This window comes from Vibrio sp. vnigr-6D03, assembly GCF_002835515.1.
Lineage (GTDB): Bacteria > Pseudomonadota > Gammaproteobacteria > Enterobacterales > Vibrionaceae > Vibrio > Vibrio penaeicida.
Genome location: NZ_PIZL01000020.1, coordinates 60706 through 84270, shown reverse-complemented (window position 1 = coordinate 84270; position 23565 = coordinate 60706). Strand labels below are relative to the sequence as shown.

The following is a 23565-nucleotide window of genomic DNA, read 5'->3' as shown; positions in this document are numbered from 1 at the left end:
TTTTGCTGACTCCCAATGTTTGATTCAGCCCCCGTTACGATGATAATACTTATAATTTACCGCTATTGAAGAATCCTTCTCATTAACTTTAAGGCGCAAGAGTGATATAGTGCGCCCAGCAAAATTGACTACAAGGAACGTCATGCTCTACGACTATATCAATATGCTAGAGTCCATTGGGTTGGACCTTTTATTTGCAGCAATTTTCTTTTTTATAGGAATGGCAATAAAGGACGTATTGAAACAGGGGAATGTCCCGCCATTTGGGCGTCGTATAGTTTGGCTTGTCCTATTTTTAGGTTGTGCAGGGTTTATCGCAAAAGGTCTTATCCAGTTAAGCTGGGAAGGGACAGGGTTAGGTTAACCAAAAACTGCAACTTAAAGAATTCACCAAACAAACTGTCACTATATGGGTACTGATTCTATGGCAAGTGTAGGACTCTTCTTTGGTAGCGATACAGGTAACACTGAAGCCGTTGCTAAGATGATTCAAAAACAACTAAGTAAAAAACTGGTTCATGTTCAAGATATCGCTAAAAGTAGCAAAGAAGATATTGATAATTTTGACCTTTTGCTTCTAGGTATTCCAACTTGGTATTACGGCGAAGCCCAATGCGATTGGGATGACTTTTTCCCAGAGCTGGAACAAGTTGATTTCTCTACAAAGCTAGTAGCTATATTTGGTTGTGGCGATCAGGAAGACTACGCAGAGTATTTCTGTGATGCGATGGGCACAATTCGTGATATCGCAGAAGCGAAAGGCGGAACAGTTTTAGGCTACACGTCTACAGACGGGTATGAGTTTGAAGCGTCTAAAGCATTGGTCGAGGGTGATGAGTCACAATTCGTTGGTTTATGTGTCGATGAAGATCGCCAACCAGAATTGACCGAAGAAAGAGTGAAAAACTGGGTTGAACAGATCTTTGAAGAAATGTGCCTAGCTGAATTGGTTGACTAATTCATTTATTTTGAATGCCTCCTACATGGAGGCATTTTTCTATCGTATCTATCGAAACTGCGGTTTTTTCCTCACATACAACGTTCGCTGAACTTCAGAAACAACATTCCCATCTTTATCTTTTACATAAATCAGAAATTCAGGGAAACTTTTATCCCCATTACTGGTTTCTTGATAAATACTATCCAATATCGGCTGAGACACGTGGAATTCAGCAAACAGATGGCTTTTGCCTGGGGCTATAAAATTGATACTGGCTTCTTTGTCCCATACAAAATACTTCTCCCCTAAAATGCCCATCAGCATTAGTGAGTAAACCGGATCGGTCAGCGAAAAAATGGAGCCGCCATATTGAGTGCGATTCGCGTTTTTATTCCACCATCGAAGCTTCAGTTGCATTTTTACCTGACGAAAGTCATCGCTAATAGACACAATACGAATGCCTGCTCCCCAAAAGGGAGGCCAAATATTGAGAGCAAATTTGACGAGGTTAGGTTTATAAATTTTACTCAAATTCTTATGCATAGTTATTGTTATAAAATTGTAACTGGTCTGACCTTAATATCCGTGATTTGAGGCATATTTACAAGCTTTCATTATTAACCCTTTGAACTTCGTGGTTTATTGTTACGTTTTACTAGCCTATAATGGTATTAACTACGACTTCTGTATTTTGCTGCAGAACCTCTACAGGAAAAAATATGCCAGACAATAACCAAGCCCTCAAAGAAGCTGGACTAAAAGTAACGCTTCCGCGTTTAAAGATCTTAGAAGTGCTTCAACAGCCTGATTGTCAACACATTAGCGCCGAAGATCTATATAAGAAATTGATCGATTTAGGTGAAGAAATTGGATTAGCGACGGTATACCGTGTTCTCAACCAATTTGACGATGCTGGCATTGTGACTCGTCACCATTTCGAAGGTGGTAAGTCTGTGTTCGAGCTTTCTACACAACACCATCATGATCATCTAGTATGTTTAGATTGTGGTGAAGTGATTGAGTTTTCTGATGATGTTATTGAAGAACGTCAAAGGCAAATCGCGGCAAGATACAATGTGGAATTAACGAATCACAGCCTTTATCTATATGGCAAATGCAGTGACGGCTCGTGTAAGGATGATCCAAACGCTCATAAGCCTAAGAAATAGCACCTTATTTAAAAAATACAAAGCCGAAGGTATTAACCTTCGGCTTTTTTGTTATTTCTGAATATAACTTTCAAACTGGAATCCTCCCCTAAACAACGCAGCCTATTCTGAGCAGTAAAAAAAAGAGCGCTTACGCACTCTTTTTTTTCATTAAAAATTAAGATGATACTTAATTTGATTCAATTTTCGCCCAAGTATCTCTTAACCCGACCGTTCGATTAAATACTAAGCGATCATCGGAAGAATCTTTAGAATCTATACAGAAATAACCGGTTCGTTCGAACTGATATCCTTGCTCTGCATTCGCCTTCGCCATACTTGGCTCAACAACTCCATTAAGCACGGTTAGTGATTCAGGGTTAATTGTTGAAGCAAAGTCGTCAACAGCTCCAGGGTTAGGAACTGAGAATAAACGGTCATACAGACGAATTTCTGCTGGAAGACCTTTATCCGCTGAAACCCAATGTATGACACCTTTAACCTTTCGACCATCAGAAGGGTTTTTACCAAGAGTTTCATCATCATACGAACAGAAAATCGTGGTTATATTACCTTCAGCATCTTTTTCGATACGCTCAGCTTTGATTACGTAAGCACCACGTAAGCGAACTTCTTTACCTAAGACCAAACGCTTGTATTTCTTGTTCGCTTCCTCACGAAAATCATCTTTTTCGATAAACAGTTCGCGAGTAAATGGCACTTCACGCTCACCCATTTCTGGTTTGTTTGGATGATTAGCTACAGTCAGAGTTTCAACTTCACCTTCAGCAAAGTTTTCGATCACTAGCTTCACGGGATCCAGAACAGCCATAGCACGTGGCGCATTTTCATTTAGGTCATCACGAATACAAGATTCCAAAGAGCTAAACTCGATCATGTTCTCTTGCTTCGTTACACCAATACGTTTACAAAACTCTCGAATAGAAGCAGGAGTAAAACCTCGGCGACGTAATCCAGAAACCGTCGGCATACGCGGGTCATCCCAGCCTTTCACCAAGTTTTCAGAGACCAACTGGCTCAGCTTGCGCTTGGACATAACAGTATATTCAAGGTTCAAACGGCTGAATTCGTACTGACGCGGCTGACATTCGATAGAAATATTATCTAATACCCAGTCGTACAAACGTCGGTTATCTTGAAACTCCAGTGTGCAAAGCGAGTGTGTGATACCTTCTAACGCATCCGAGATACAATGCGTAAAATCATACATTGGGTAAATGCACCATTTGTCGCCCGTCTGGTGGTGTGTTGCAAAGCGCACACGGTAGATTACAGGGTCTCGTAAAACAATGAACGATGAAGACATATCAATCTTAGCGCGCAAGCACGCTTTGCCTTCTTCAAAACCACCATCACGCATTTTTTCAAAAAGTGCTAAGTTTTCTTCAACACTTCGGTCACGATAAGGGCTTGGTTTTCCTGGTTCTTTAAGAGTGCCACGATATTCACGGATCTGCTCAGGACTTAGCTCATCTACATACGCTAAGCCTTTGTTAATTAATTCAACTGCATAACCATATAGCTCATCAAAATAGTTTGAGGAATAACAAATCTCCCCACTCCACTCAAAGCCTAACCAGTTAACATCATTCTTAATCGACTCGACGTATTCGATATCTTCTTTTTCAGGGTTAGTGTCATCAAAACGTAGATTACACTGTCCTTGATAGTCCTGAGCAATACCAAAATTAAGGCAAATAGATTTGGCATGACCGATGTGCAAGTAGCCGTTAGGCTCTGGCGGGAATCGAGTATGCACGCTGCTATGTTTGCTTTCCGCTAAATCTTTATCGATGATTTGGCGGATAAAGTTCGATGGACGAGCCTCAGCTTCACTCATCTAAACACCTCTACGTATTAAAGTATTGTCAGAATAGTTAATCGCTAATGATCCACCATTCTTACGAGATACACAACTGCCTCAAACACTTTATTGCCAAATTTAGTTTTGATTGGCTAAAAAAAATGCCTCCCACTAGGGGAGGCATTCGTATTCAAGATTTCTTAATCAGAGACTAAGGAAGTTTTACATCAGACAAGTCTTCACTTGCACCAATGCTCTTCATTTCGCCTGCTACGATTTCAGCTAGTGGACCTAGGATAACCTGAAGGTTATTTTCACCTAGCTTCACTACGCCTTTAGCACCAAGCTTCTTAAGTACAGCTTCGTCAGCTAGAGAGCGGTCTTTAAGAGTTAGACGTAGACGAGTGATACACGCATCGATAGTCGTTAGGTTCTCATGACCACCTAGAGCTTTTAGGTATTGGCGAGCAAGGTCACCTTTTGGAGCGTCACCAGTTGCTGCAACTGCTTCTTCTTCGTCTTCACGACCTGGAGTCTTCAGGTTGAATGCGCGGATAGCGAACGAGAACGTTACGAAGTATAGAGCGAACCAAGCTAGACCTAGAGCAAGTAGAACTAGAGGCTTAGTTGCGATACCGAAGTTAAGTACGAAGTCGATTGCACCACCAGAGAAAGTAAAGCCGTGTAGCGTACCGAACATGTTCGCCACTACAAGAGCCAGACCTGTGAATGCTGCGTGAACTGCGTATAGCGCTGGAGCTAGGAATACAAACATGAATTCCATTGGCTCAGTAACACCTGTTAGGAATGCACAGAAACCTACAGAGAATAGAGCACCAGAAACTTGAGCACGTTTCTCAGCTGGAGCAGCAAGGTACATTGCAAGAGCAGCACCAGGCAGACCAAACATCATAACCATGAAGAAGCCGTTCATGAATACGCCAGCACCTTTATCGCCTGCGAAGAAGCGGAACAAGTCACCAGACGCGACTGTTTCAGTCACTTCTTTAACCGTTGCTACGATTTCTGGAGTTACAGAGTTAGCAAAAGTAAACGTAGTTTCTTGACCAACTACTAGAGTTTTAGCGATTTCTGGAGTAACACAAACTTTAGTTAGTTCTAGAGCCTGACCAGCAGCCTGCGCACCTGTGATTAGGATTTCCTGACATGAACCTAAGTTGAACCAGAAAATGTTGTTCACGATGTGGTGTAGACCGATTGGAATCAGTAGACGGTTAAGGAAACCGTAAGCAAATTGACCGAAACCACCAGAAGAAGATACGCCTTGTGCAAGTGCGTCAAGACCACCCTGAATTGCAGGCCATACAACACCCAGTACTGCACCCAGTACAAGAGCGAAAAGACCAGCCATGATTGGTACTAGACGTTTGCCAGAGAAGAAAGCCAACCATTCAGGAAGACGAGTCATGTTGAACGCATTGTATGCGTGACCCGCTACGATACCTGCAAGGATACCACCGAATGCCTGAGTGTTGATGTCAGCATTAATTGTTGTCGCTGTTGCGTTAGAAACGAAGTAAGCCACTGCACCAGCTAGACCAGCTGCACCGTGACCGTCTTTAGAAAGACCGATTGCGATACCAATTGCAAAGATAACTGGTAGGTTACCGAAAACCGCACCACCTGCTTGCGCCATGAAAGCGATATCAAGCACGTCACCTTGTCCCAAACGCAGTAATAAACCTGCTATTGGAAGCACTGCAATAGGAAGCATCAAAGCTTTACCTAATCTCTGCGCATATCCAAGTATATTCACCTTAAGTTCCCCCTATAGGATTTTTTTGTATTAGATTTGAGACACTTTTTTTAGTGGCTCAATTTAGTCGTAGTCAGTTTATGACATTAATTTTGCTCCGCAAATTAAAACCTTTTCATTTGTGATCCTAATCACCCGTTTCGGGTAAGGGGAAAGGATTTTGCTAGCGAGATCATAAAACTTATTTTATCATTCAAAACAATTGCCCTAGGGCGCCAAGATTTAATCATTTCCTGTATAAATTTGAGGTATCACCGTGAGATTAATTCCACTTAATACAGCTACTGATGTTGGCTTATGGTCCGCACGTCATATTGTCAACAGAATCAACAAGTTCCAGCCGACTGCAGATCGACCATTTGTCTTAGGATTGCCGACTGGTGGTACACCATTAAACACTTACAAGCGCCTTATTGAACTTCATAAAGCTGGCGAAGTAAGCTTCGAACACGTGGTTACTTTCAATATGGATGAGTATGTTGGTCTTCCTTCTGATCACCCAGAGTCCTACCGTTCATTCATGTACAGTAACTTCTTTAACCACATTGATATTCAAGAAGAAAACATCAATCTTCTTAATGGTAATGCTGAAGATCAAGAAGCTGAGTGCAAACGCTACGAAGACAAGATTAAATCTTATGGTCGTATTAACCTATTTATGGGTGGCGTTGGTAACGATGGTCACATCGCATTTAACGAGCCAGCATCGTCTCTTTCTTCTCGCACGCGCATCAAAACTCTAACTGAAGACACGCGCATTGCGAATTCTCGTTTCTTTGATGGCGATATCAGCCAAGTACCAAAATACTCACTGACTATCGGTGTGGGTACTCTGTTGGACGCTGAAGAAATCATGATCTTAATTACTGGTCACAACAAAGCACTTGCCCTGGAAGCGGCAGTAGAGGGTTCTGTGAACCACCTATGGACAGTATCTGCACTACAACTTCATCCTAAGTCGGTTATCGTTTGTGACGAACCTTCGACTCAAGAATTAAAAGTGAAGACAGTGAAATACTTCCGAGAGCTAGAAGCAGAAAACACTAAAGATCTTAAGTAAGGGTTATTACACTATGTATGCGCTAACTAACTGTAAAATTTATACAGGTAGCGATGTCTTGGACAACCACGCCGTCATCATCGACGGTGTAAACATTCACTCTGTTTGTCCTGTCGCTGAGCTTCCTACTGACCTTAAAACCGTTGATTTAGATGGTGCAAATGTCAGCCCAGGCTTTATTGACCTACAGCTAAATGGCTGTGGTGGTGTGATGCTAAATGATGAGATCACAGCAGAAACCATGCAAATCATGCACGAAGCGAACCTAAAATCAGGTTGTACTAGCTTTTTGCCAACGCTTATCACTTCTTCTGATGAGAATATGCGCCAAGCTATCGCCGCTGCGCGTGATTACCATGCCAAGTATGAAAACCAATCTTTAGGTCTGCACCTTGAAGGACCTTATCTTAATGTAATGAAGAAAGGCATTCACAGTGTCGATTACATTCGTCGTTCTGATGACGACATGATCGACTTCATCTGTGAAAATGCCGATCTCGTGACCAAGGTTACACTTGCACCAGAGCAAAATGACCCAGCGCATATCGAAAAACTTCGAAATGCAGGTATTGTTGTTGCGATTGGTCACACCAACGGTACGTACGCTGAAGCTCGTCAGGGCTTTGAAGCAGGCATTACATTTGCGACTCACTTGTTCAATGCAATGACGCCAATGGCGGGACGTGAACCTGGAGTTGTAGGCGCAATATATGATACTCCGGAAGTATACGCTGGCATCATTGCTGATGGTTTCCACGTAGACTACGCGAACATCCGAATTGCTCACAAAATTAAGGGTGAAAAGCTCGTATTAGTGACCGATGCCACAGCTCCAGCAGGCGCTGATATGGATCACTTTATTTTTGTAGGTAAGAAAGTATATTACCGAGATGGCAAGTGTGTTGATGAAAATGGCACACTAGGCGGCTCAGCACTAACTATGATCGAATCAGTTCAAAACACAGTTGAGCACGTTGGTATCGCTTTGGATGAAGCTCTACGAATGGCTACTTTGTATGCTGCACGCGCAATTGGTGCAGAGGACAAACTTGGCCGAGTTAAAAAAGGTATGGTTGCTAACCTTGCTGTATTTGACCGTGACTTCAATGTCAAAGCGACAGTAGTTAACGGACAATACGAGCAAAATTAAGCATGAATGGCGGACAAATAGGTAACGTAGACTTAGTTAAACAACTCAACAGTGCAGCGGTTTACCGCTTGATTGATCAGCAAGGTCCTATTTCTAGGATTCAAGTTGCTGATGTAAGTCAGCTTGCTCCGGCAAGTGTTACTAAAATTACCCGCCAGCTTTTGGAGCGCGGCCTAATTAAAGAGGTCGCGCAACAAGCCTCTACAGGTGGACGAAGAGCCATCTCTCTCACGACGGAAGTCGAACCCTTTCATTCAATCGCGATTCGTATCGGTCGTGATTATATTCATTTCAGCCTTTACAACCTCGGTGGTAAAGAGCTGGTTAATCACTATGCTCCTTTTATCTACCAAAACCAAACCGACTTAATGGAAGGTTTAGTAGAGCAAATACGTACTTTTATTGAACAACACAAAGACCGTATCGAGCAACTGATTGCAATTGGTATCTCATTACCAGGGCTAGTAAATCCCGAAACTGGCGTTGTTGAATACATGCCAAATACAGATATCGATAATCTTGCACTTGGCGACGTAGTACGCGATACCTTCAATGTAGAATGCTTTGTTGGTAACGATGTTAGAGGCATGGCCCTAGCTGAACACTACTTTGGTGCAAGCCGAGATTGCCAAGACTCCATTTTAGTTAGTGTTCACCGTGGTACGGGCTCAGGCATTATTGTCAATGGGCAGGTTTTTCTAGGGTTTAACCGAAATGTCGGTGAAATAGGTCATATTCAAATTGATCCACTCGGTGAACAGTGCCAATGCGGCAACTTTGGCTGTCTTGAAACGGTAGCAGCGAACCCAGCAATCTTAGAGCGCATTCGTAAACTATTAAGCAAAGGTTACCAATCTAGCCTTAGCAACATTTCCAATCCCACTATGGAAGATGTTTGCCAGCACGCGTTAAAAGGCGATGAACTGGCAGGTCAAAGCTTAGTTAAAGTTGGAAATCAGCTAGGAAAAGCTATCGCGATAACCATCAACTTGTTTAATCCACAAAAAATCATTATTGCTGGTGATATTACAAAAGCGCAGGACATTGTTTTTCCTGCGATAAGAAAAAATGTGGAAACACAATCATTAACCACTTTCCATGCTGGATTACCTATTGTTGCATCAGAATTAGACCACCAACCAGCCATGGGAGCGTTTGCTATGATTAAAAGAGCAATGCTGAATGGCGTTTTGTTACAAAAATTACTTGAAGAATAAAAGTTTGGTGGAAAAATAGCGTTCTGGCGCTGAAGAAATGGGTCGTTTAAACGACCCATTTTTCGTTTTGGCGATCAAACATAATGACTAGTTAATCTAACTACTAACAAAAAGCTGGCTTTCAATGGAACTCATTTTTATCTCGGTTGCTTTTCTAGCAGGTTTTGCAGCCCTTAAATGCAACCTTCCTCCTCTGGTTGGATTTCTGCTTGCGGGTTTTGCTCTTAATGCATTTGGTTACGAAAGTAACGACACGCTTACGACACTAGCCGACCTAGGTGTCACTCTTCTTTTGTTTACTATAGGGTTAAAGCTAGATGTTAAAACCTTATTAGCTAAAGAAATTTGGTTAGGCGCTACGGTACACAATATCGTTTCAACCGCATTTTTTACCACCGCGCTCCTTTTACTTAAAACACTCGGTGTCAGTACTCTTTCATCAATCGGGTTAGAGCAACTTATCTTGCTTGGCTTCGCTCTTTCCTTTTCTAGCACAGTATTTGCTGTTAAGAGCCTTCAAGAGAAAGGCGAAATGAATGCAACATACGGTACTCTCGCTATCGGTATCTTGGTTATGCAAGATATCTTCGCTGTAGTGTTCTTGACAGCCTCAACGGGCAAAATTCCGGAATGGTATGCAATCGCGTTGTTTATCCTACCGTTCTTAAGACCTTTATTCTTTAAATTGCTTGATTGGGTTGGGCACGGAGAAATGCTGGTTCTTTTTGGTATTTTCTTTGCGCTTGTTGTTGGTGCGGGGCTATTTCATATCGTCGGTATGAAGCCCGATCTCGGTGCACTGATTATGGGAATGATCTTAGCAGGTCACAAGAAAGCCTCTGAGTTATCCAAATCTCTACTCAATCTAAAAGAGCTGTTCTTAGTCTGTTTCTTCCTAAACATTGGATTGGCAGAAGAACCAACATTGACGGGGCTTTCTTTGGCTATCTTGTTTATGTTGCTACTTCCAGTCAAAGGCATTTTGTACTTCTTCACCATTAATTTCTTTAAGTTTAGAGTTCGTACGTCTTTGCTCGCCTCACTGACACTTTTTAACTACAGTGAGTTTGGACTTATTGTTGGTGGTCTTGCCTACAAAATGGGATGGTTACCTGGTGATATTCTCGTTTCCATTGCAATTGCTGTATCTATTTCCTTTGTCTTGGCTGCGCCGATCACCCGTGCAGGGCATGAAATCTATCAACGAAGCGCCAAATGGCTTAAAGAGGCTGCCGCAGAAACACTCCATGCCAAAGACCAGTTAATTAACCCTGGTCACGCTCAGGTTTTGATTCTAGGTATGGGAAGAATTGGCACAGGTGCCTATGATGAGCTAAGAACTCGCTATGGAAAAATAAGCCTAGGAGTTGAAGTAAGATCAGACGCAGCAGCTACACACCGCGCGCATGGACGTAATGTTATTGAAGGCGATGCGACCGATCCCGACTTTTGGGAAAGAATACTCGATACTGCCAACGTAAAATTGGTATTGCTTGCTATGCCCCATCACCTAGGAAATCAATTAGCCTTAGATCAGCTGCAACGGAAAGAGTTTAAAGGACAGATTGCTGCCATTGCAGAATATTCCGATCAGCTAGAAGAATTGACAGAATTGGGGGTTGATGCCGCTTTCAATATATACAACGAGGCAGGCAGCGGATTCGCAAGACATGTTTGTGAACAGCTCAAACCTGAATTTAAAGTTTAAAATATAAAACTTAACGCATAAATACCGGCTTATAAGCCGGTATTTTTCTTCATATCGAACAAAAAACATCCGCAAGTAGATCTCATCCACCAAAAAGCCACATAAATTAAATAATTTTTAATCAAAGCCATTTTGATAAAATAAATTGAAAGCCAAATGTTGCTTTTTTAATTGATCATGGCAAATTAAGTTTAAAAGATTAAAACGGATTTACTTGAGGTAATGGTATGTGTTCAGTATTTGGTATCTTAGACATAAAAAGTGATGCGGCGGCATTAAGACCTATCGCTTTGGAAATGTCTAAAAAGCTTCGTCACCGCGGCCCAGATTGGTCCGGTATATATTCTTCAGAGCGTGCGATCTTAGCTCATGAAAGGCTTGCTATTGTTGGGTTAAATAGTGGTGCACAACCTTTATATAGCCAAGACAAAAAACACATCCTTGCCGTCAACGGCGAAATTTATAATCACAAAGAGCTTCGAGCGAGATACGAAGACAAGTTCGATTTCCAAACAGACTCAGATTGCGAAGTTATCTTAGCTTTATACCAAGAACTAGGTGCTGATCTGCTTGAAGAGCTAAACGGTATTTTTGCATTCGTTCTTTACGATGAAGAAAAAGATACATACTTAATCGGTCGTGATCATATCGGTATCATTCCGCTTTATCAGGGCTATGATGAACATGGGAACTACTACGTCGCATCAGAAATGAAGGCTTTGGTTCCAGTTTGTAAGACCATTAGTGAATTCCCTCCAGGTTGTTACTACGGAAGTGCTGATGCAGAACCTCAGCGTTACTACACTCGTGACTGGAATGAATATGCAGCAGTGCAAGGTAACTCCACCAGCAAAGAAGAACTCACACAAGCTCTTGAAGATGCGGTAAAACGTCAATTGATGACGGACGTGCCATACGGTGTACTTCTATCTGGCGGTTTGGATTCCTCTATCACATCAGCAGTTGCTAAACGATTTGCAGCTATGCGTATCGAAGATGATGAAAAATCAGAAGCATGGTGGCCTCAGCTCCATTCGTTTGCTGTCGGCTTAGAGGGTGCTCCGGATTTGAAAGCGGCGCGCGAAGTAGCAGATAAAATAGGTACCGTTCACCACGAGATGACGTACACAGTGCAAGAAGGTTTGGATGCGATCCGTGATGTGATTTACCACATCGAAACTTATGATGTCACAACAATCCGTGCGTCGACTCCAATGTTTCTAATGGGTCGTAAGATCAAAGCCATGGGTATAAAGATGGTGCTTTCTGGTGAAGGTGCAGACGAAATATTCGGTGGTTACTTGTATTTCCACAAAGCTCCTAACGCCAAAGAATTCCATGAAGAGACCGTACGAAAGCTATTAGCACTCAACATGTTTGATTGTGCTCGTGCTAACAAATCACTTGCGGCATGGGGTGTGGAAGGTCGTGTCCCATTCCTAGACAAAGAATTTATTGATGTCGCCATGCGATTAAACCCAGAAGATAAAATGTGTGGCAATGGAAAAATGGAGAAACACATTCTTCGTGAGTGTTTCGAACACTACCTGCCGGACTCTATTGCTTGGCGTCAAAAAGAGCAATTCTCTGATGGTGTGGGCTACGGCTGGATAGATTCATTGAAAGAAGTGGCAGAAGCAAAGGTCACTGACCAGCAAATGGAAACAGCAGCTTACCGCTTTCCTTACAACACCCCTGCAACAAAAGAAGGGTATGTGTACCGCGAGATTTTCGAAGAGCTGTTCCCATTAGAATCAGCAGCGCAATGTGTGCCGGGTGGCCCTTCTGTGGCATGCTCTTCAGCTAAAGCTATTGAGTGGGATGAATCATTCCAAAACTGTATCGACCCGTCAGGTCGTGCGGTACAAGCCGTCCATAACGATGCATACTAATTCTTAATCAAGAAATACGATAAAGGCGCTATTCAGCGCCTTTATTTTCTTCCCAATTTAGTGATTCATTTTCGACGCTCACTTTAACGGGTCGATTGATCATCTCTACCAATAGAAACGAGCGCTTATCGCCATCAGGCTCTTCATAAATGGCTGTAATACCCGCAAATTGCCCTTCTTCAATTTTAACTTTCTGACCTTTTTCTGGTTCTGGTAACTTAATACAATGGTCGTCATGCTTTTCTAAAAGGCGCAACTCGTAGATCAAGTCCCCTTCCAGCTCGTATGGCAATGCGCCACGGCGGATAAAGTCGACCACGCCACGAGTTGATCGAACAGTGGTAAAACTCGGTCCGGCTTGATAGTCAAACCGAATAAATACATAACAAGGAAACAAAGGCTCTTTTACTGTCTGTTTCTTGTTGCGAAGTACTTTTTCAACTTCGATTTCGGGAAAATAACACTCGATTCCTTGATTTTCGAGATGAAGCTTAGCTCGCGCTTGCTCACCTCGTTTGCAATATAAGAGATACCAACGTTTCATTAAAATAACCAAACTGTCTAAACTATTTCTCAGCAAACATGCTTAAGGAGAGAAACAGATTATTAATTATCAGTAGGTTAACCAATTTATTTTGACCAACCTTTTTCATAATGATCAGACTAATTTCTACATGTGTATTACAAATAAAAGCCTGTAGTTCACAATCATTAGTGCTGAAAGGCTTCTGTTTTTCGAAGCTAGCAGTAAATAATACCACTTTCATTTATCAGTCTAAATGCAATATTGAAAACAAAAATTAACGTATTGAGCAATTCTATTCAGAACGATTGGAGGTTTGTTTTATCTGCAAACAAGAAGTAGAAAAGGCTAGAACGGTAAGTAGAAGCACAGTTCTTAGCGCTGGTTATTTAAAGGCTGCGTGTTGAGGGCAGCCTTGTGTAGATTTTTACACGCTAACGAATGTAAGGCTTAAGAACGGCGTTCATCATGTCTATATGGCTAGAGCTGGCGTTTAGACAAGGGATGTATTGGTAACCCTCCCCTCCAGCTTCCATAAATATCTCTCTATTTTCCTCGGCAATTTCTTCCAGAGTTTCAAGGCAATCAACTGAAAAGGCAGGTGTAATGATTTGGAGATTTTTTATTCCCCGTGAAGGCAGTGCTTCCATGGTTTCATCAGTGTATGGTTGTAACCACTCCTCACGCCCGAAGCGCGACTGATAAGTCATGCCCATCTGCGTGTCTGTCAGTCCAAGCTCTTGTGCTAAAAGCCGAGTGGTTTCCTCACAATGCTGAGGGTATATGTCGCCATTGTCAGCATAGCGTTTAGGTATCCCGTGATAGGAACAAAGCAAATAATCGGACTGTCCGTGCTCTTGCCAATGGGCACGAACACTATCGGCTAGCGCTTTTATGTACATCGGATGGTTATGATAATCACGAATGATTGTATAACCTGGAATTTCAGGCAGATTCTTAAAAGCTTTCGACAAACCATCGGACACGGCGGCCGTAGTCGTTGATGAATATTGTGGGAACAGTGGCAAAACAATAATTTCCCTACAACCTTGAGCCATTAAGCGCTCAACCCCATCTTGCAAACTTGGGTTGCCATAGGTCATTCCAAGTTCTACTGGCATGTTAACAGCGGATCTTAATGACTCAACCTGGAGCTTTGAGTACACCATCAAGGGTGACCCTTCATCCATCCACACCGACTGGTAGAGTTTCGCAACCTTTGGAGAACGGATCGGTAAGATAACCCAGTGTAATATTGGACACCATAACCAACGAGTCAGGTCGACTACACGCTTGTCCATCAAAAACTGAGCTAGAAATCGTTTTACAGCAGGAGCTGTTGGCTCATCAGGTGTACCTAAATTCGCCAACAAAATACCTTGTTTGGGCATGTTTTCCATATTTTTCCAATTTCTGGTTGAAAATTATATTCGAGAAACCTGACACTCAAGTCTCTTGGATATAGTTAAGCCAATTCATAACGTTAAGTCTAGAGATATACGAACCTCAAGGCGAGTTGGATTAATCCTTTTCACGTAAAAACTTGGCTTATCGCTGATTTTTTGAAAATCAAAACAAAAAAAGCGGTCATTATGACCGCTCTAACTCTATCAAAATATTGAAAAATACGCCGATTAAGAGAGCGCTTTTTCGATGTCTGAGCTAACTTCAGATACTTGCTTAGTTCCATCAAATTTCAGGTACTTAGTATCGCCTGCTTCAGCGGCTTTTCCGTAGTACTGAATAAGCGGAGCTGTTTGCTCATGGTAAACACCTAGGCGAGCTCGCACTGTCTCTTCTTTGTCGTCATCACGTACAACTAGGTCTTCACCTGTGATGTCATCTTTGCCTTCAACCTTAGGCGGGTTGTACACAACATGGTAAGTACGACCAGATGCTAGGTGAGCACGACGACCAGACATACGCTCAACAATAACACTGTCCGCGACATCAAATTCGATAACATAATCTACATCTACGCTCATTTCTTTCAAGCCGTCAGCTTGAGGAATTGTGCGAGGGAAGCCGTCCAGAAGGAAGCCTTTTTCACAGTCACTTTCCGCAATACGTTCCTTGATTAGACCAAGAATAATATCGTCAGAAACAAGCTGACCTGCATCGATCACTGCTTTCGCTTGTTTACCAAGCTCAGTGCCCGCTTTGATAGCCGCACGTAGCATGTCACCAGTAGAAATTTGTGGAATACCATATTTTTCCATGATGAATTGAGCTTGCGTGCCTTTACCTGCACCTGGAGCACCTAGAAGAATGATGCGCATGTTGGATCCTCTTAATATTTTTAATTTATACCGAAGCTCACAGCTTGAACGGTAAGTTTCGGTATAACTGCTTTACGAGGTGTTAGACCTCAATGAAATCGGGCGTGAATATACCATACATAAACAGATATTTTCGACCCTTGCCTATCTGGCTACTCAAAAAGTGACCAAAATCTAATTACCAAAGTTGAATTTAAAGCGCCATTTTCAATTTAGGTAATAAGCCCCACTCAAAAGCGGGGCTTAAATACAGTGTTACTCAGTGATGGCGTTTCGACTATTACACCTTAGTCAAAAGCTGGTTCACGGCACCTACATATTGCGTCGGGTCTTCTAAAGCGCCACGCTCAGCAAGCATAGCCTGACCTAGCAATACTTCCACCCAGCGCCCGAATAGCTCTTCGTCGGCTTCATCCGCCATACGCTTAACCATATCGTGCTCAGGGTTCAACTCAAATATGTATTTTACTTCAGGGACAGCCTGACCCGCTGCTTCTAGCAACTTCGCCATTTGCGTACCCATCTCGAAATCATCCGTAACCACAACAGCCGGTGTAGACGCTAATTTGAAAGTAGTACGAACCTCTTTCACACGATCGCCAAGGTATGTTTGAGTGCGTTCGACAACAGACTTAAACTCTTCTTCCGTTTCTTTCTGCTTCTCTTTCTCTTCTTCGTCTTCAAACTTGCTTAGATCTAAGCCTGCTTTCGTGATTGACTGGAATTGCTTACCGTCAAACTCCGTTAGGTAGTTCATTAGCCACTCGTCGATGCGATCAAACATCAGGATGACTTCAATACCTTTCGCTTTGAACTGCTCTAGGTGCGGGCTATTTTTCGCCGCAGCATAGCTGTCTGCTGTTAGGTAGAAAATCTTATCCTGACCTTCTTTCATACGTTCAACGTAAGAAGACAACGATACTGTTTGATCAGAGTTATCAACTTCAGAGGAAGCAAAACGCATCAAGCCTGCGATTTTCTCTTTGTTAGAAAAATCTTCTGCTGGTCCCTCTTTCAGTACCAAGCCAAACTCTTTCCAGAAAGACAAGTATTGCTCTTCGTCTTTCTTAGCCATTTTATCTAGTAGTCCCAATACACGTTTAGTACATGCACTACGCAAAGACTGAGTCACTTTATTGTCTTGTAGGATTTCACGGGAAACGTTCAATGGAAGGTCGTTGGAATCAATCAAACCACGAACAAAACGCAAGTAACTTGGCATGAACTGCTCGGCGTCATCCATAATGAAAACGCGTTGAACGTACAACTTTAGACCACTCTTATGGTCGCGATTCATCATATCCCACGGAGCTTTAGCTGGAATGTACAGCAAACTTGTGTAGTCGTTTTTACCTTCAACCTTGTTATGGCTCCACGTTAGTGGATCAGCAAAGTCACTGGCAACATGCTTATAAAATTCGTTGTATTCTTCATCTGAGATATCAGACTTGCTACGAGTCCACAAAGCCTGCGCTTTGTTGATTTGTTCCCATTTGGTTTCTTCTGTTTCTTTTCCTTCTTCGTCTTTAACGTTAGTTAGAATAGAAACAGGGATACCAATGTGATCAGAGTATTTGCTGATCACGTCGCGAAGACGGTATTCAGAAAGGAATTCTTTACCCTCGTCACGCATGTGAAGCACGATGTCTGTACCACGTGATTCTTTAGTAATGCTCTCGATGGTGTATTCACCTTCGCCAGCAGAGTGCCATTGTACGGCATCATCACTTGTAAGACCGGCAGCACGAGTACGCACAGTCACAGCATCAGCAACAATGAATGCAGAGTAGAAACCAACACCGAACTGACCAATCAGTTGAGAATCTTTGCTTTGGTCGTCAGACAGCTTTGAAAAGAAATCAGCAGTACCCGACTTCGCAATAGTACCTAAATGTTCAATAACATCATCTCGGCTCATACCGATGCCGTTATCAGAGATGGTTAAGGTATTTGCGTCCGCATCAAAAGACAGCTTAACACCTAATTCAGCATCACCCTGATACAGTTCAGCGTTTGATAGAGCTTGAAAGCGCAGTTTATCAGCCGCATCTGAAGCATTAGAAATCAGCTCTCGTAAGAAGATTTCTTTATTCGAATATAGAGAATGAATCATCAAATGAAGTAATTGTTTTACTTCAGATTGAAAGCCTCGAGTTTCTTTATTGTGTGTCGTTGTCTCGCTCATCTTCACTCCAAAACTAGACATTTAGATAAGTAGAATTGAAAACCAGGAACTTTCTTTATGCTTGGTTTTCAAACTAATTCCAAGAATGCTAGATAGATGTGGTTGGTAAATGTAAATTCAAGGTCAAAACAGATAAAAACAGTGTTTTTTTGATCATTTTTGATTATTCTATGGTGCGTAAAAATTCTCAAAGAAGATAAAGTGTGATAGAAATCACACCCGCATTCCTTCTGGTTCACAGAACCTTAACCAAGATTAAGCGCTTCAATAATGACTAATATCGGTACTAAATTCATTCTCGCTCAACGGTTTGTATTTGATCCCAACAGCAATTCGCTGGTAGACCAACATAGCGACAGTGAAGTTATTCGTCTGGGAAGTAATGAAAGCCGTATTTTGTTGATGCTGTCGGAAAGACCAAACGAGGTTATTACTCGTCAGCAGTTACACGAATATGTATGGCAAGACCAAGGATTTCAGGTCGATGACTCGAGTCTCACTCAGGCAATCTCCACGTTAAGAAAGATGCTGAAGGACTCCACTAAATCACCTCAATTTGTAAAAACGGTGCCCAAAAGAGGCTACCAACTGATTTCATCGGTAGAGCGAAGTGCACCTTCCGCAGGTGGTGATGAAATTTCAGAACCGACTGACGTGGCAGCTCCGCAATTGGAACAGTCGGACGCCATCGATACAGAATCGGTAGTACAAATAGAAATCCGTGATGAAAATGAAAGCACGCCGCCTACTCCAACTGACACCCCGCAGACTAAGAAGAAACCAAGCAGACTTCTTTGGGTTACTGCATTCTTGGCTATTTTAGTTCCAGTGCTTACATTTTTTGGTACTCAGGAAAAACCATCAACATTTGTGACCATTTCAGAAGTGAGTGGTATTCCAGTAAGAATGCCAGAAAACCACCCTAGTATGGCTCAATCCTTGCCCAATATTGAGCAGTGCATTGAACACTACGCTGCAAGACATGAAGGGGATTTGTCACCAGTACAAGTCATCGCGACTGGTGGTCAGAATGGTCAAATCATTTTGAACTATATTCACTCGATCAATTATTCTAGCGAAAACGTCACATTGCGTATTTTTTCTACTAAACCGGATTTTGCTCAGGTGTGTAACTAATGAATATTTCTAAAAATCTGAAAATCGCGATTGTCATGTTGATTGTGTCTGCACTAACCAGTGTTTGGATATACACACAATTCGGCGCAAAGGTTGAGAACGTACTTACGTCTCGCGAGTGGCAATCGCGCATGGTCACTCGTTTGTTTATTGAGTCAGACACTGAGCAAGACGAAGTCATAGGACCATTACGTAAAGCAACCATTGATTCCAATGTAAAATATTTACCAAATGGAACGTACCTGCGAGTATCACGAATTAACTTGTACACAGGAACCCATGAAAAACAAACCTCTTCCACTATTAATGTCTCGGAAAATGGTTCTTGGGAGCTGAGTGATAACTACCTACTGATCGAGCCAAATGAGTTTAAAGATATCTCTTCAAACCAGGGTGAAGATTTTACGAATAAGCAACTCAAAGTCATCACGCAAATCTTCAAAATGGACGCGCAGCAGAGCAGACGAGTTGAAATTATTAACGCGAAAGCCCTGTTGATGACCAGCTTAGATCATGGCTCCACGGTTTTATATTCTCACTAACTTTCAAAGGGAGGCATGGAATGTCTCCCTTTTCTTGATATGGCTATGGACTGGATACAAACCGCTTACCTATTTGTTGGCTCGTTAACCGCCAGCACTCTTTCTTCTATTGCTGGTGGTGGTGCTGGCTTGCTTCAGTTCCCACTGCTTATTTTCCTTGGATTAAGCTTCCAAACCGCATTAGCGACACACAAGATTGCCACCGTTGCTATGGGGTTAGGCGCTGCTTTTTCTCACCTCAAAGCGAGGCAATTTGATTTAAAACTGGCAAGCTACCTTGTCATTACAGGCTGCTTCGGTGTGGTTGTTGGGGCACACGTCGTGGTTATGTTGCCAGGCAAAGCTGGAGAGCTTTTGTTAGGTATCATCATTTTATCTCTTGGTATTTATTCTCGTGTTAAAAAAAACATGGGACAAGAAGAGATTCCCACCCACAGAGATCGCCTTGGGTGGATGATAGGCGGCGGTGCGCTTTTTCTTCTCGGCATATTTAATGGCTCGTTGACGGCAGGCTCTGGTTTAGTCGTTACCTTGTTTCTCGTTCGATGGTTTGGATTCAGCTATAAACAGGCTGTCGCCCTCACTCTAGTTTGCGTTGGGCTGTTTTGGAATGGAATTGGTGCGGTCGCCATCGTTCAAGTTGGTGTTGCCCCGCATTGGGCGTGGGTACCAATCTTATTACTGAGTTCTTTTTTAGGTGGATGGCTTGGTGCTATTGCAACGCGGCGGCTTCCTAATTCTGTCATCAAGTTAGCCTTTGAAGTTCTGACCATTTTAGTCAGCCTTAAACTCATTTATTCAGCGCTTTAAGGAGCGAACCATGCAAAAAGCCATCATAGATATTTACTACTGCCGACAGTGTAATTGGATGTTACGTTCCACATGGCTAAGTCAGGAACTATTGCACACGTTCAGCGAAGAAATCGAAACGGTTTCTCTGCACCCCGATACTGGTGGGCGCTTCGAAATTCACTGCAATGGAAATGTGATATGGGAAAGGAAACAAGATGGAGGCTTTCCAGAAGCAAAGGTACTCAAACAGAAAGTTCGCGATGTTATTGACCCAGAAAGAGATCTGGGTCATTCCGACTCTAAGTAATCAATAGGGTGTAACCTAAAGGTTGCACTGAGCGATTTGTTCTCCATCGAAGGTGAACACCGACAATACTCCGCTATCATAAAGCCCGTAACTGGCTTTGAATCCATCTCGAGGAAAAGTGGCGCTTCCTGGGTTAAACACAAGGACCCCATTATCTAATTCTGCAATGGGTATATGAGTATGCCCATGGCAGAGAATATCACCGTCTCTCAATAGCGGACGCTTATTGGTATTGAACAAATGCCCATGCGTCAAAAACAGTCGCTTGCCACTTTCTAGCAGCACCCATGAATAATCCATCATCATTGGGAAAGAAAGCAGCATTTGATCCACTTCACTATCGCAATTACCTCTAACGGAAATGATGTGCTGAGCGTACTCGTTTAGCTTTCTCGCCACCTCTGGAGGGTTGTAGCCTTCTGGAATTGGATTCCTTGGACCGTGGTTTAGAGTATCACCCAACAAAATGAAATGGTCCGCACCCGATTTCAAGTATGCATCAATGACTTTATTGGTCGCATGTTCGCAACCGTGTATGTCCGAGGCAAAAAATAGCTTCATAGCTTTACCATGTAACAGCTTACCCATTAGTCAGCTTTCCCATTTAAATATTGGGCTTAGGCGCGCCTTAAACCCACAATAACCTAGGGGATTCTATACGTAGTTGAGCCTATTTTGCTAGGAAGATATTATGACTTAGCCGCCTCAGTATTTAGCTAGACAGCTTTGACATACCATTGATGACAATGTTGTTGTAACTAACCATACCGATTACCTTCCCGTCTTCCACTACGGGAGCTCGGCTAATGCCAAAGCGTTCAAACAACCTAGCACAGTATTTCACGTTCATTGTTGGCTTTACCGACAAAGCTGGTTTCGTCATAATCTCATAGATATTCGTACGCTCTGGCGAGCGGTTTTGCGCCAAAACGCGTTTGGCGATATCGTTCATTAACACGATGCCGTATTCATCGTCTTCATATCGTTTATCCACTAGCAACGCTTTTACTTGGTGCTCTTTTGCCAAATGAATCGCTTCCTGAACTGTCGTCAAGCCATCCACAATGACATAGGAATTCGACATTACCTCTCTGACTTGAATCATCATCTGCATACTCATAACTTTTCCTCTACCACACTGGTTAAGGTTTCAACTTGATGCGCGACCCCAACCGCATCTTCAACATCAATTTGCACCGCAATCCCCTGCCCCGATGCTTCATCAAACTCACCAACTTCACTGATTTTTTCTAATATATGGCGAGACAAATGTTCTTCGACAACAAACAAGAGGACATCTTTTTGAACCTCTAATGTCAACCCAAGGAAAGTGCGTTTCTTATTAACGCCTTCTCCCCTTGCGTGATTAATTACCGTTGCTCCAGTAGCACCCGCGCCGCGAGCAGCATCAAGAACCACATCTGTTTTGCTTTCTTCGACAAAAGCAATAATGAGTTTAAAGCGCATTTTCTTTCTCCTTAGACGAAGCACGCTGATTCAGCCATTGGGTGAGTTGTGCGTAACCCATGACTGAAATAATCGGAAATAGGCTGGCAAAAGCAATCAAACCAAAGCCATCAATCACTGGATTTCGTCCTGGTACCGTTGAAGCAAGTCCTAGCCCCAACGCGGTAACCAAGGGAACCGTAACGGTAGATGTGGTTACACCACCAGAGTCGTATGCCAGTGGCACTATCAGCTTTGGTGCAAAAAAGGTTTGGATAACCACCACGATATATCCAGAAATGATGTAGTAATGGATTGGATCACCCACCACAATTCGATAGCTGCCTAGTGATATGCCTACCGCGACACCCAGTGCAACGGCAATTCGCAACCCATTGACACTAATGGAGCCGCCAGAAACTTGATTTGCTTTAATTGCAACAGCAATCAGGGATGGCTCTGCAACCGTGGTACTGAAGCCAATAAAAAAGGCAAATAAGTACACCCAGTAGTAATCTATCCACTCTAGGGACTGGCCAATAGACACTTTAAATTCTTGCAAAAATTGGGGCTCAGTAAGTTGGCTTGCCATTGTTTCCCCTAGTGGGAACAAGGCCAGTTCAAGCCCAATTAAAAAGAGCGAAAGCCCGATCAACACATAAACAAACCCCAAAACAACTTTCGTCAAATTCGCAATGGGCTTTCGAAGGACTGCAAATTGAAAACCAAAGATAATCGAGGCGATGGGAATAACATCAGTCACAGTGCTAACAAAGGTATCGACAAATAGGGACACACTGATCATGACAGCACCATCCCGTAGATCATGACGAACATCATTGGAAGTAAAGAAGCAAAAGCAATCAGACCAAATCCATCTATCATAGGGTTTCGACCTTTAATCGCAGAAGCCAAACCGACACCAAGCGCTGTGACTAGCGGCACGGTAATCGTCGATGTGGTCACCCCTCCAGAATCATAAGCTATGCCAATAATGGTATCAGGAGCAAACCCCGTAAGAATCACGATGCCGATGTAGCCACCGATAATCATAATGTGGATAGGCCATCCTTTTAAGATGCGGATCACCCCGATAACAATGGCCACACCTACAGAAAGTGCGACCGTTAACCGAAGACCATCTGCGTAGCTTTCCATCGCCTCTTCAGTATGCGCAATCACTCCACCTTCAGCCGCAACTTCCGATGCTTCTTGTGCGACTGCAGTAAGCGCAGGCTCCGCAATGGTCGTCCCGAATCCTAAACTAAAGGCAAAAATGAGCAGCCAAACTACGCTTCCTTTACGAGCAAAAGCCTGAGCCATAGACTCACCGATTGGGAAAAGCCCCATTTCAAGACCAAAAATAAAGAAAGTGAGCCCTAAGACCACAAGCAGTAAGCCAAACAAAATGGACAACAAATTAGGAAGAGGTTCTTGGAGGACAACCAGTTGAAAAAAACCGATCACCAAAATAATGGGCATCAGATCCCGTAAACTCGACAACATGGACTTAGCAAGCGCAAAAATGGCAGCCATCACACCCCCTGTGTAAACGTAAATCGCAAGCAGTGCCCCCATAAGAACAGCCGTTATATATTCTGTGATTACTCAAAATTCTTCTTTGTAGCCACATTCTG

The 23565-nt window shown here is 42.8% G+C and carries 24 protein-coding genes; 12 read left to right on the top strand and 12 right to left on the bottom strand.

Features of this window, described 5'->3' with window-relative positions; genetic code table 11:
• The first annotated feature begins 142 nt into the window (after positions 1–142).
• Positions 143–364: a DUF2788 domain-containing protein gene (locus CW749_RS17245; protein WP_101113511.1), complete on the top strand. Its 222-nt coding sequence runs from the start codon at positions 143–145 to the stop codon at positions 362–364.
• Positions 365–424: 60 nt separating this feature from the next.
• A complete protein-coding gene (gene fldA / locus CW749_RS17240; protein WP_101113641.1) occupies positions 425–958 on the top strand; it encodes a flavodoxin FldA in 534 nt (177 codons plus the stop codon).
• A gap of 48 nt (positions 959–1006) precedes the next feature.
• Here the strand turns inward: fldA and CW749_RS17235 are convergent, their stop codons facing one another.
• A complete protein-coding gene (locus tag CW749_RS17235) occupies positions 1007–1483 on the bottom strand; it encodes a DUF4442 domain-containing protein (protein ID WP_101113510.1) in 477 nt (158 codons plus the stop codon).
• Positions 1484–1659: 176 nt separating this feature from the next.
• Between CW749_RS17235 and fcrX the strand changes: the two genes are divergently transcribed.
• Positions 1660–2109: a ferric iron uptake transcriptional regulator FcrX gene (fcrX, locus tag CW749_RS17230; RefSeq protein WP_101113509.1), complete on the top strand. Its 450-nt coding sequence runs from the start codon at positions 1660–1662 to the stop codon at positions 2107–2109.
• A 169-nt stretch (positions 2110–2278) separates the two neighbouring features.
• Here the strand turns inward: fcrX and glnS are convergent, their stop codons facing one another.
• Positions 2279–3949, bottom strand: a complete 1671-nt coding sequence (gene glnS, locus CW749_RS17225) for a glutamine--tRNA ligase (protein ID WP_101113508.1) — start codon at positions 3947–3949, stop codon at positions 2279–2281.
• 175 nt (positions 3950–4124) lie between these two features.
• On the bottom strand, positions 4125–5690 hold the full coding sequence (gene nagE / locus CW749_RS17220; RefSeq protein WP_101113507.1) for an N-acetylglucosamine-specific PTS transporter subunit IIBC: 1566 nt from the start codon (positions 5688–5690) through the stop codon (positions 4125–4127).
• Between the two features lie 256 nt (positions 5691–5946).
• Here nagE and nagB point away from each other — a divergent pair, with 256 nt between their 5' ends.
• From nagB to asnB, 5 genes are all read left to right on the top strand, one after another.
• Complete coding sequence (nagB, locus tag CW749_RS17215) at positions 5947–6750, top strand: glucosamine-6-phosphate deaminase (RefSeq protein ID WP_101113506.1); 804 nt, start codon at positions 5947–5949, stop codon at positions 6748–6750.
• A gap of 13 nt (positions 6751–6763) precedes the next feature.
• Positions 6764–7900 carry an N-acetylglucosamine-6-phosphate deacetylase gene (gene nagA / locus CW749_RS17210; protein ID WP_101113505.1) on the top strand — a complete coding sequence of 379 codons (1137 nt, stop codon included), beginning with the start codon at positions 6764–6766 and terminating at the stop codon, positions 7898–7900.
• A gap of 2 nt (positions 7901–7902) precedes the next feature.
• Positions 7903–9117, top strand: coding sequence for an ROK family protein (locus CW749_RS17205; protein ID WP_101113504.1), 1215 nt, complete (start codon positions 7903–7905; stop codon positions 9115–9117).
• Between the two features lie 124 nt (positions 9118–9241).
• A complete protein-coding gene (locus CW749_RS17200; RefSeq protein WP_101113503.1) occupies positions 9242–10825 on the top strand; it encodes a cation:proton antiporter family protein in 1584 nt (527 codons plus the stop codon).
• Between the two features lie 227 nt (positions 10826–11052).
• A complete protein-coding gene (asnB, locus tag CW749_RS17195) occupies positions 11053–12717 on the top strand; it encodes an asparagine synthase B (RefSeq protein WP_101113502.1) in 1665 nt (554 codons plus the stop codon).
• 28 nt (positions 12718–12745) lie between these two features.
• Here the strand turns inward: asnB and rfaH are convergent, their stop codons facing one another.
• From rfaH to htpG, 4 genes are all read right to left on the bottom strand, one after another.
• On the bottom strand, positions 12746–13261 hold the full coding sequence (gene rfaH, locus CW749_RS17190; protein ID WP_101113501.1) for a transcription/translation regulatory transformer protein RfaH: 516 nt from the start codon (positions 13259–13261) through the stop codon (positions 12746–12748).
• A gap of 413 nt (positions 13262–13674) precedes the next feature.
• Positions 13675–14640, bottom strand: a complete 966-nt coding sequence (gene hemH / locus CW749_RS17180; RefSeq protein WP_101113499.1) for a ferrochelatase — start codon at positions 14638–14640, stop codon at positions 13675–13677.
• Between the two features lie 234 nt (positions 14641–14874).
• A complete protein-coding gene (gene adk / locus CW749_RS17175) occupies positions 14875–15519 on the bottom strand; it encodes an adenylate kinase (protein ID WP_101113498.1) in 645 nt (214 codons plus the stop codon).
• A gap of 280 nt (positions 15520–15799) precedes the next feature.
• Positions 15800–17704 carry a molecular chaperone HtpG gene (gene htpG, locus CW749_RS17170; RefSeq protein WP_101113497.1) on the bottom strand — a complete coding sequence of 635 codons (1905 nt, stop codon included), beginning with the start codon at positions 17702–17704 and terminating at the stop codon, positions 15800–15802.
• 270 nt (positions 17705–17974) lie between these two features.
• Here htpG and CW749_RS17165 point away from each other — a divergent pair, with 270 nt between their 5' ends.
• From CW749_RS17165 to CW749_RS17150, 4 genes are read left to right on the top strand one after another with little or no spacing between them, the layout of a single operon-like run.
• Complete coding sequence (locus tag CW749_RS17165; protein WP_101113496.1) at positions 17975–18841, top strand: transcriptional regulator; 867 nt, start codon at positions 17975–17977, stop codon at positions 18839–18841.
• Positions 18841–19383 carry a regulatory protein ToxS gene (locus CW749_RS17160; RefSeq protein WP_101113495.1) on the top strand — a complete coding sequence of 181 codons (543 nt, stop codon included), beginning with the start codon at positions 18841–18843 and terminating at the stop codon, positions 19381–19383. The genes CW749_RS17165 and CW749_RS17160 overlap by 1 nt, the downstream gene beginning before the upstream one ends.
• Positions 19384–19428: 45 nt before the next feature.
• Positions 19429–20193: a sulfite exporter TauE/SafE family protein gene (locus CW749_RS17155; RefSeq protein ID WP_101113640.1), complete on the top strand. Its 765-nt coding sequence runs from the start codon at positions 19429–19431 to the stop codon at positions 20191–20193.
• A 10-nt stretch (positions 20194–20203) separates the two neighbouring features.
• On the top strand, positions 20204–20482 hold the full coding sequence (locus tag CW749_RS17150) for a SelT/SelW/SelH family protein (protein ID WP_101113494.1): 279 nt from the start codon (positions 20204–20206) through the stop codon (positions 20480–20482).
• Positions 20483–20497: 15 nt separating this feature from the next.
• Here CW749_RS17150 and yfcE read toward each other — a convergent pair whose 3' ends face one another.
• The 5 genes from yfcE to CW749_RS17125 all read right to left on the bottom strand — a co-directional run bounded on the left by yfcE (position 20498) and on the right by CW749_RS17125 (position 23464).
• Positions 20498–21043: a phosphodiesterase gene (yfcE, locus tag CW749_RS17145; RefSeq protein ID WP_101113639.1), complete on the bottom strand. Its 546-nt coding sequence runs from the start codon at positions 21041–21043 to the stop codon at positions 20498–20500.
• Between the two features lie 151 nt (positions 21044–21194).
• Positions 21195–21602, bottom strand: coding sequence for a CBS domain-containing protein (locus CW749_RS17140; RefSeq protein WP_101113493.1), 408 nt, complete (start codon positions 21600–21602; stop codon positions 21195–21197).
• Positions 21599–21949: a P-II family nitrogen regulator gene (locus CW749_RS17135; protein WP_101113492.1), complete on the bottom strand. Its 351-nt coding sequence runs from the start codon at positions 21947–21949 to the stop codon at positions 21599–21601. Before CW749_RS17135 ends, CW749_RS17140 begins: the two co-directional genes overlap by 4 nt.
• Entirely contained in the window at positions 21939–22733 is a 795-nt protein-coding gene (locus tag CW749_RS17130; protein ID WP_101113491.1) for a DUF1538 domain-containing protein, read from the bottom strand. The genes CW749_RS17135 and CW749_RS17130 overlap by 11 nt, the downstream gene beginning before the upstream one ends.
• Positions 22730–23464, bottom strand: a complete 735-nt coding sequence (locus tag CW749_RS17125; RefSeq protein ID WP_101113638.1) for a DUF1538 domain-containing protein — start codon at positions 23462–23464, stop codon at positions 22730–22732. Before CW749_RS17125 ends, CW749_RS17130 begins: the two co-directional genes overlap by 4 nt.
• Between the last annotated feature and the right edge of the window lie 101 nt (positions 23465–23565).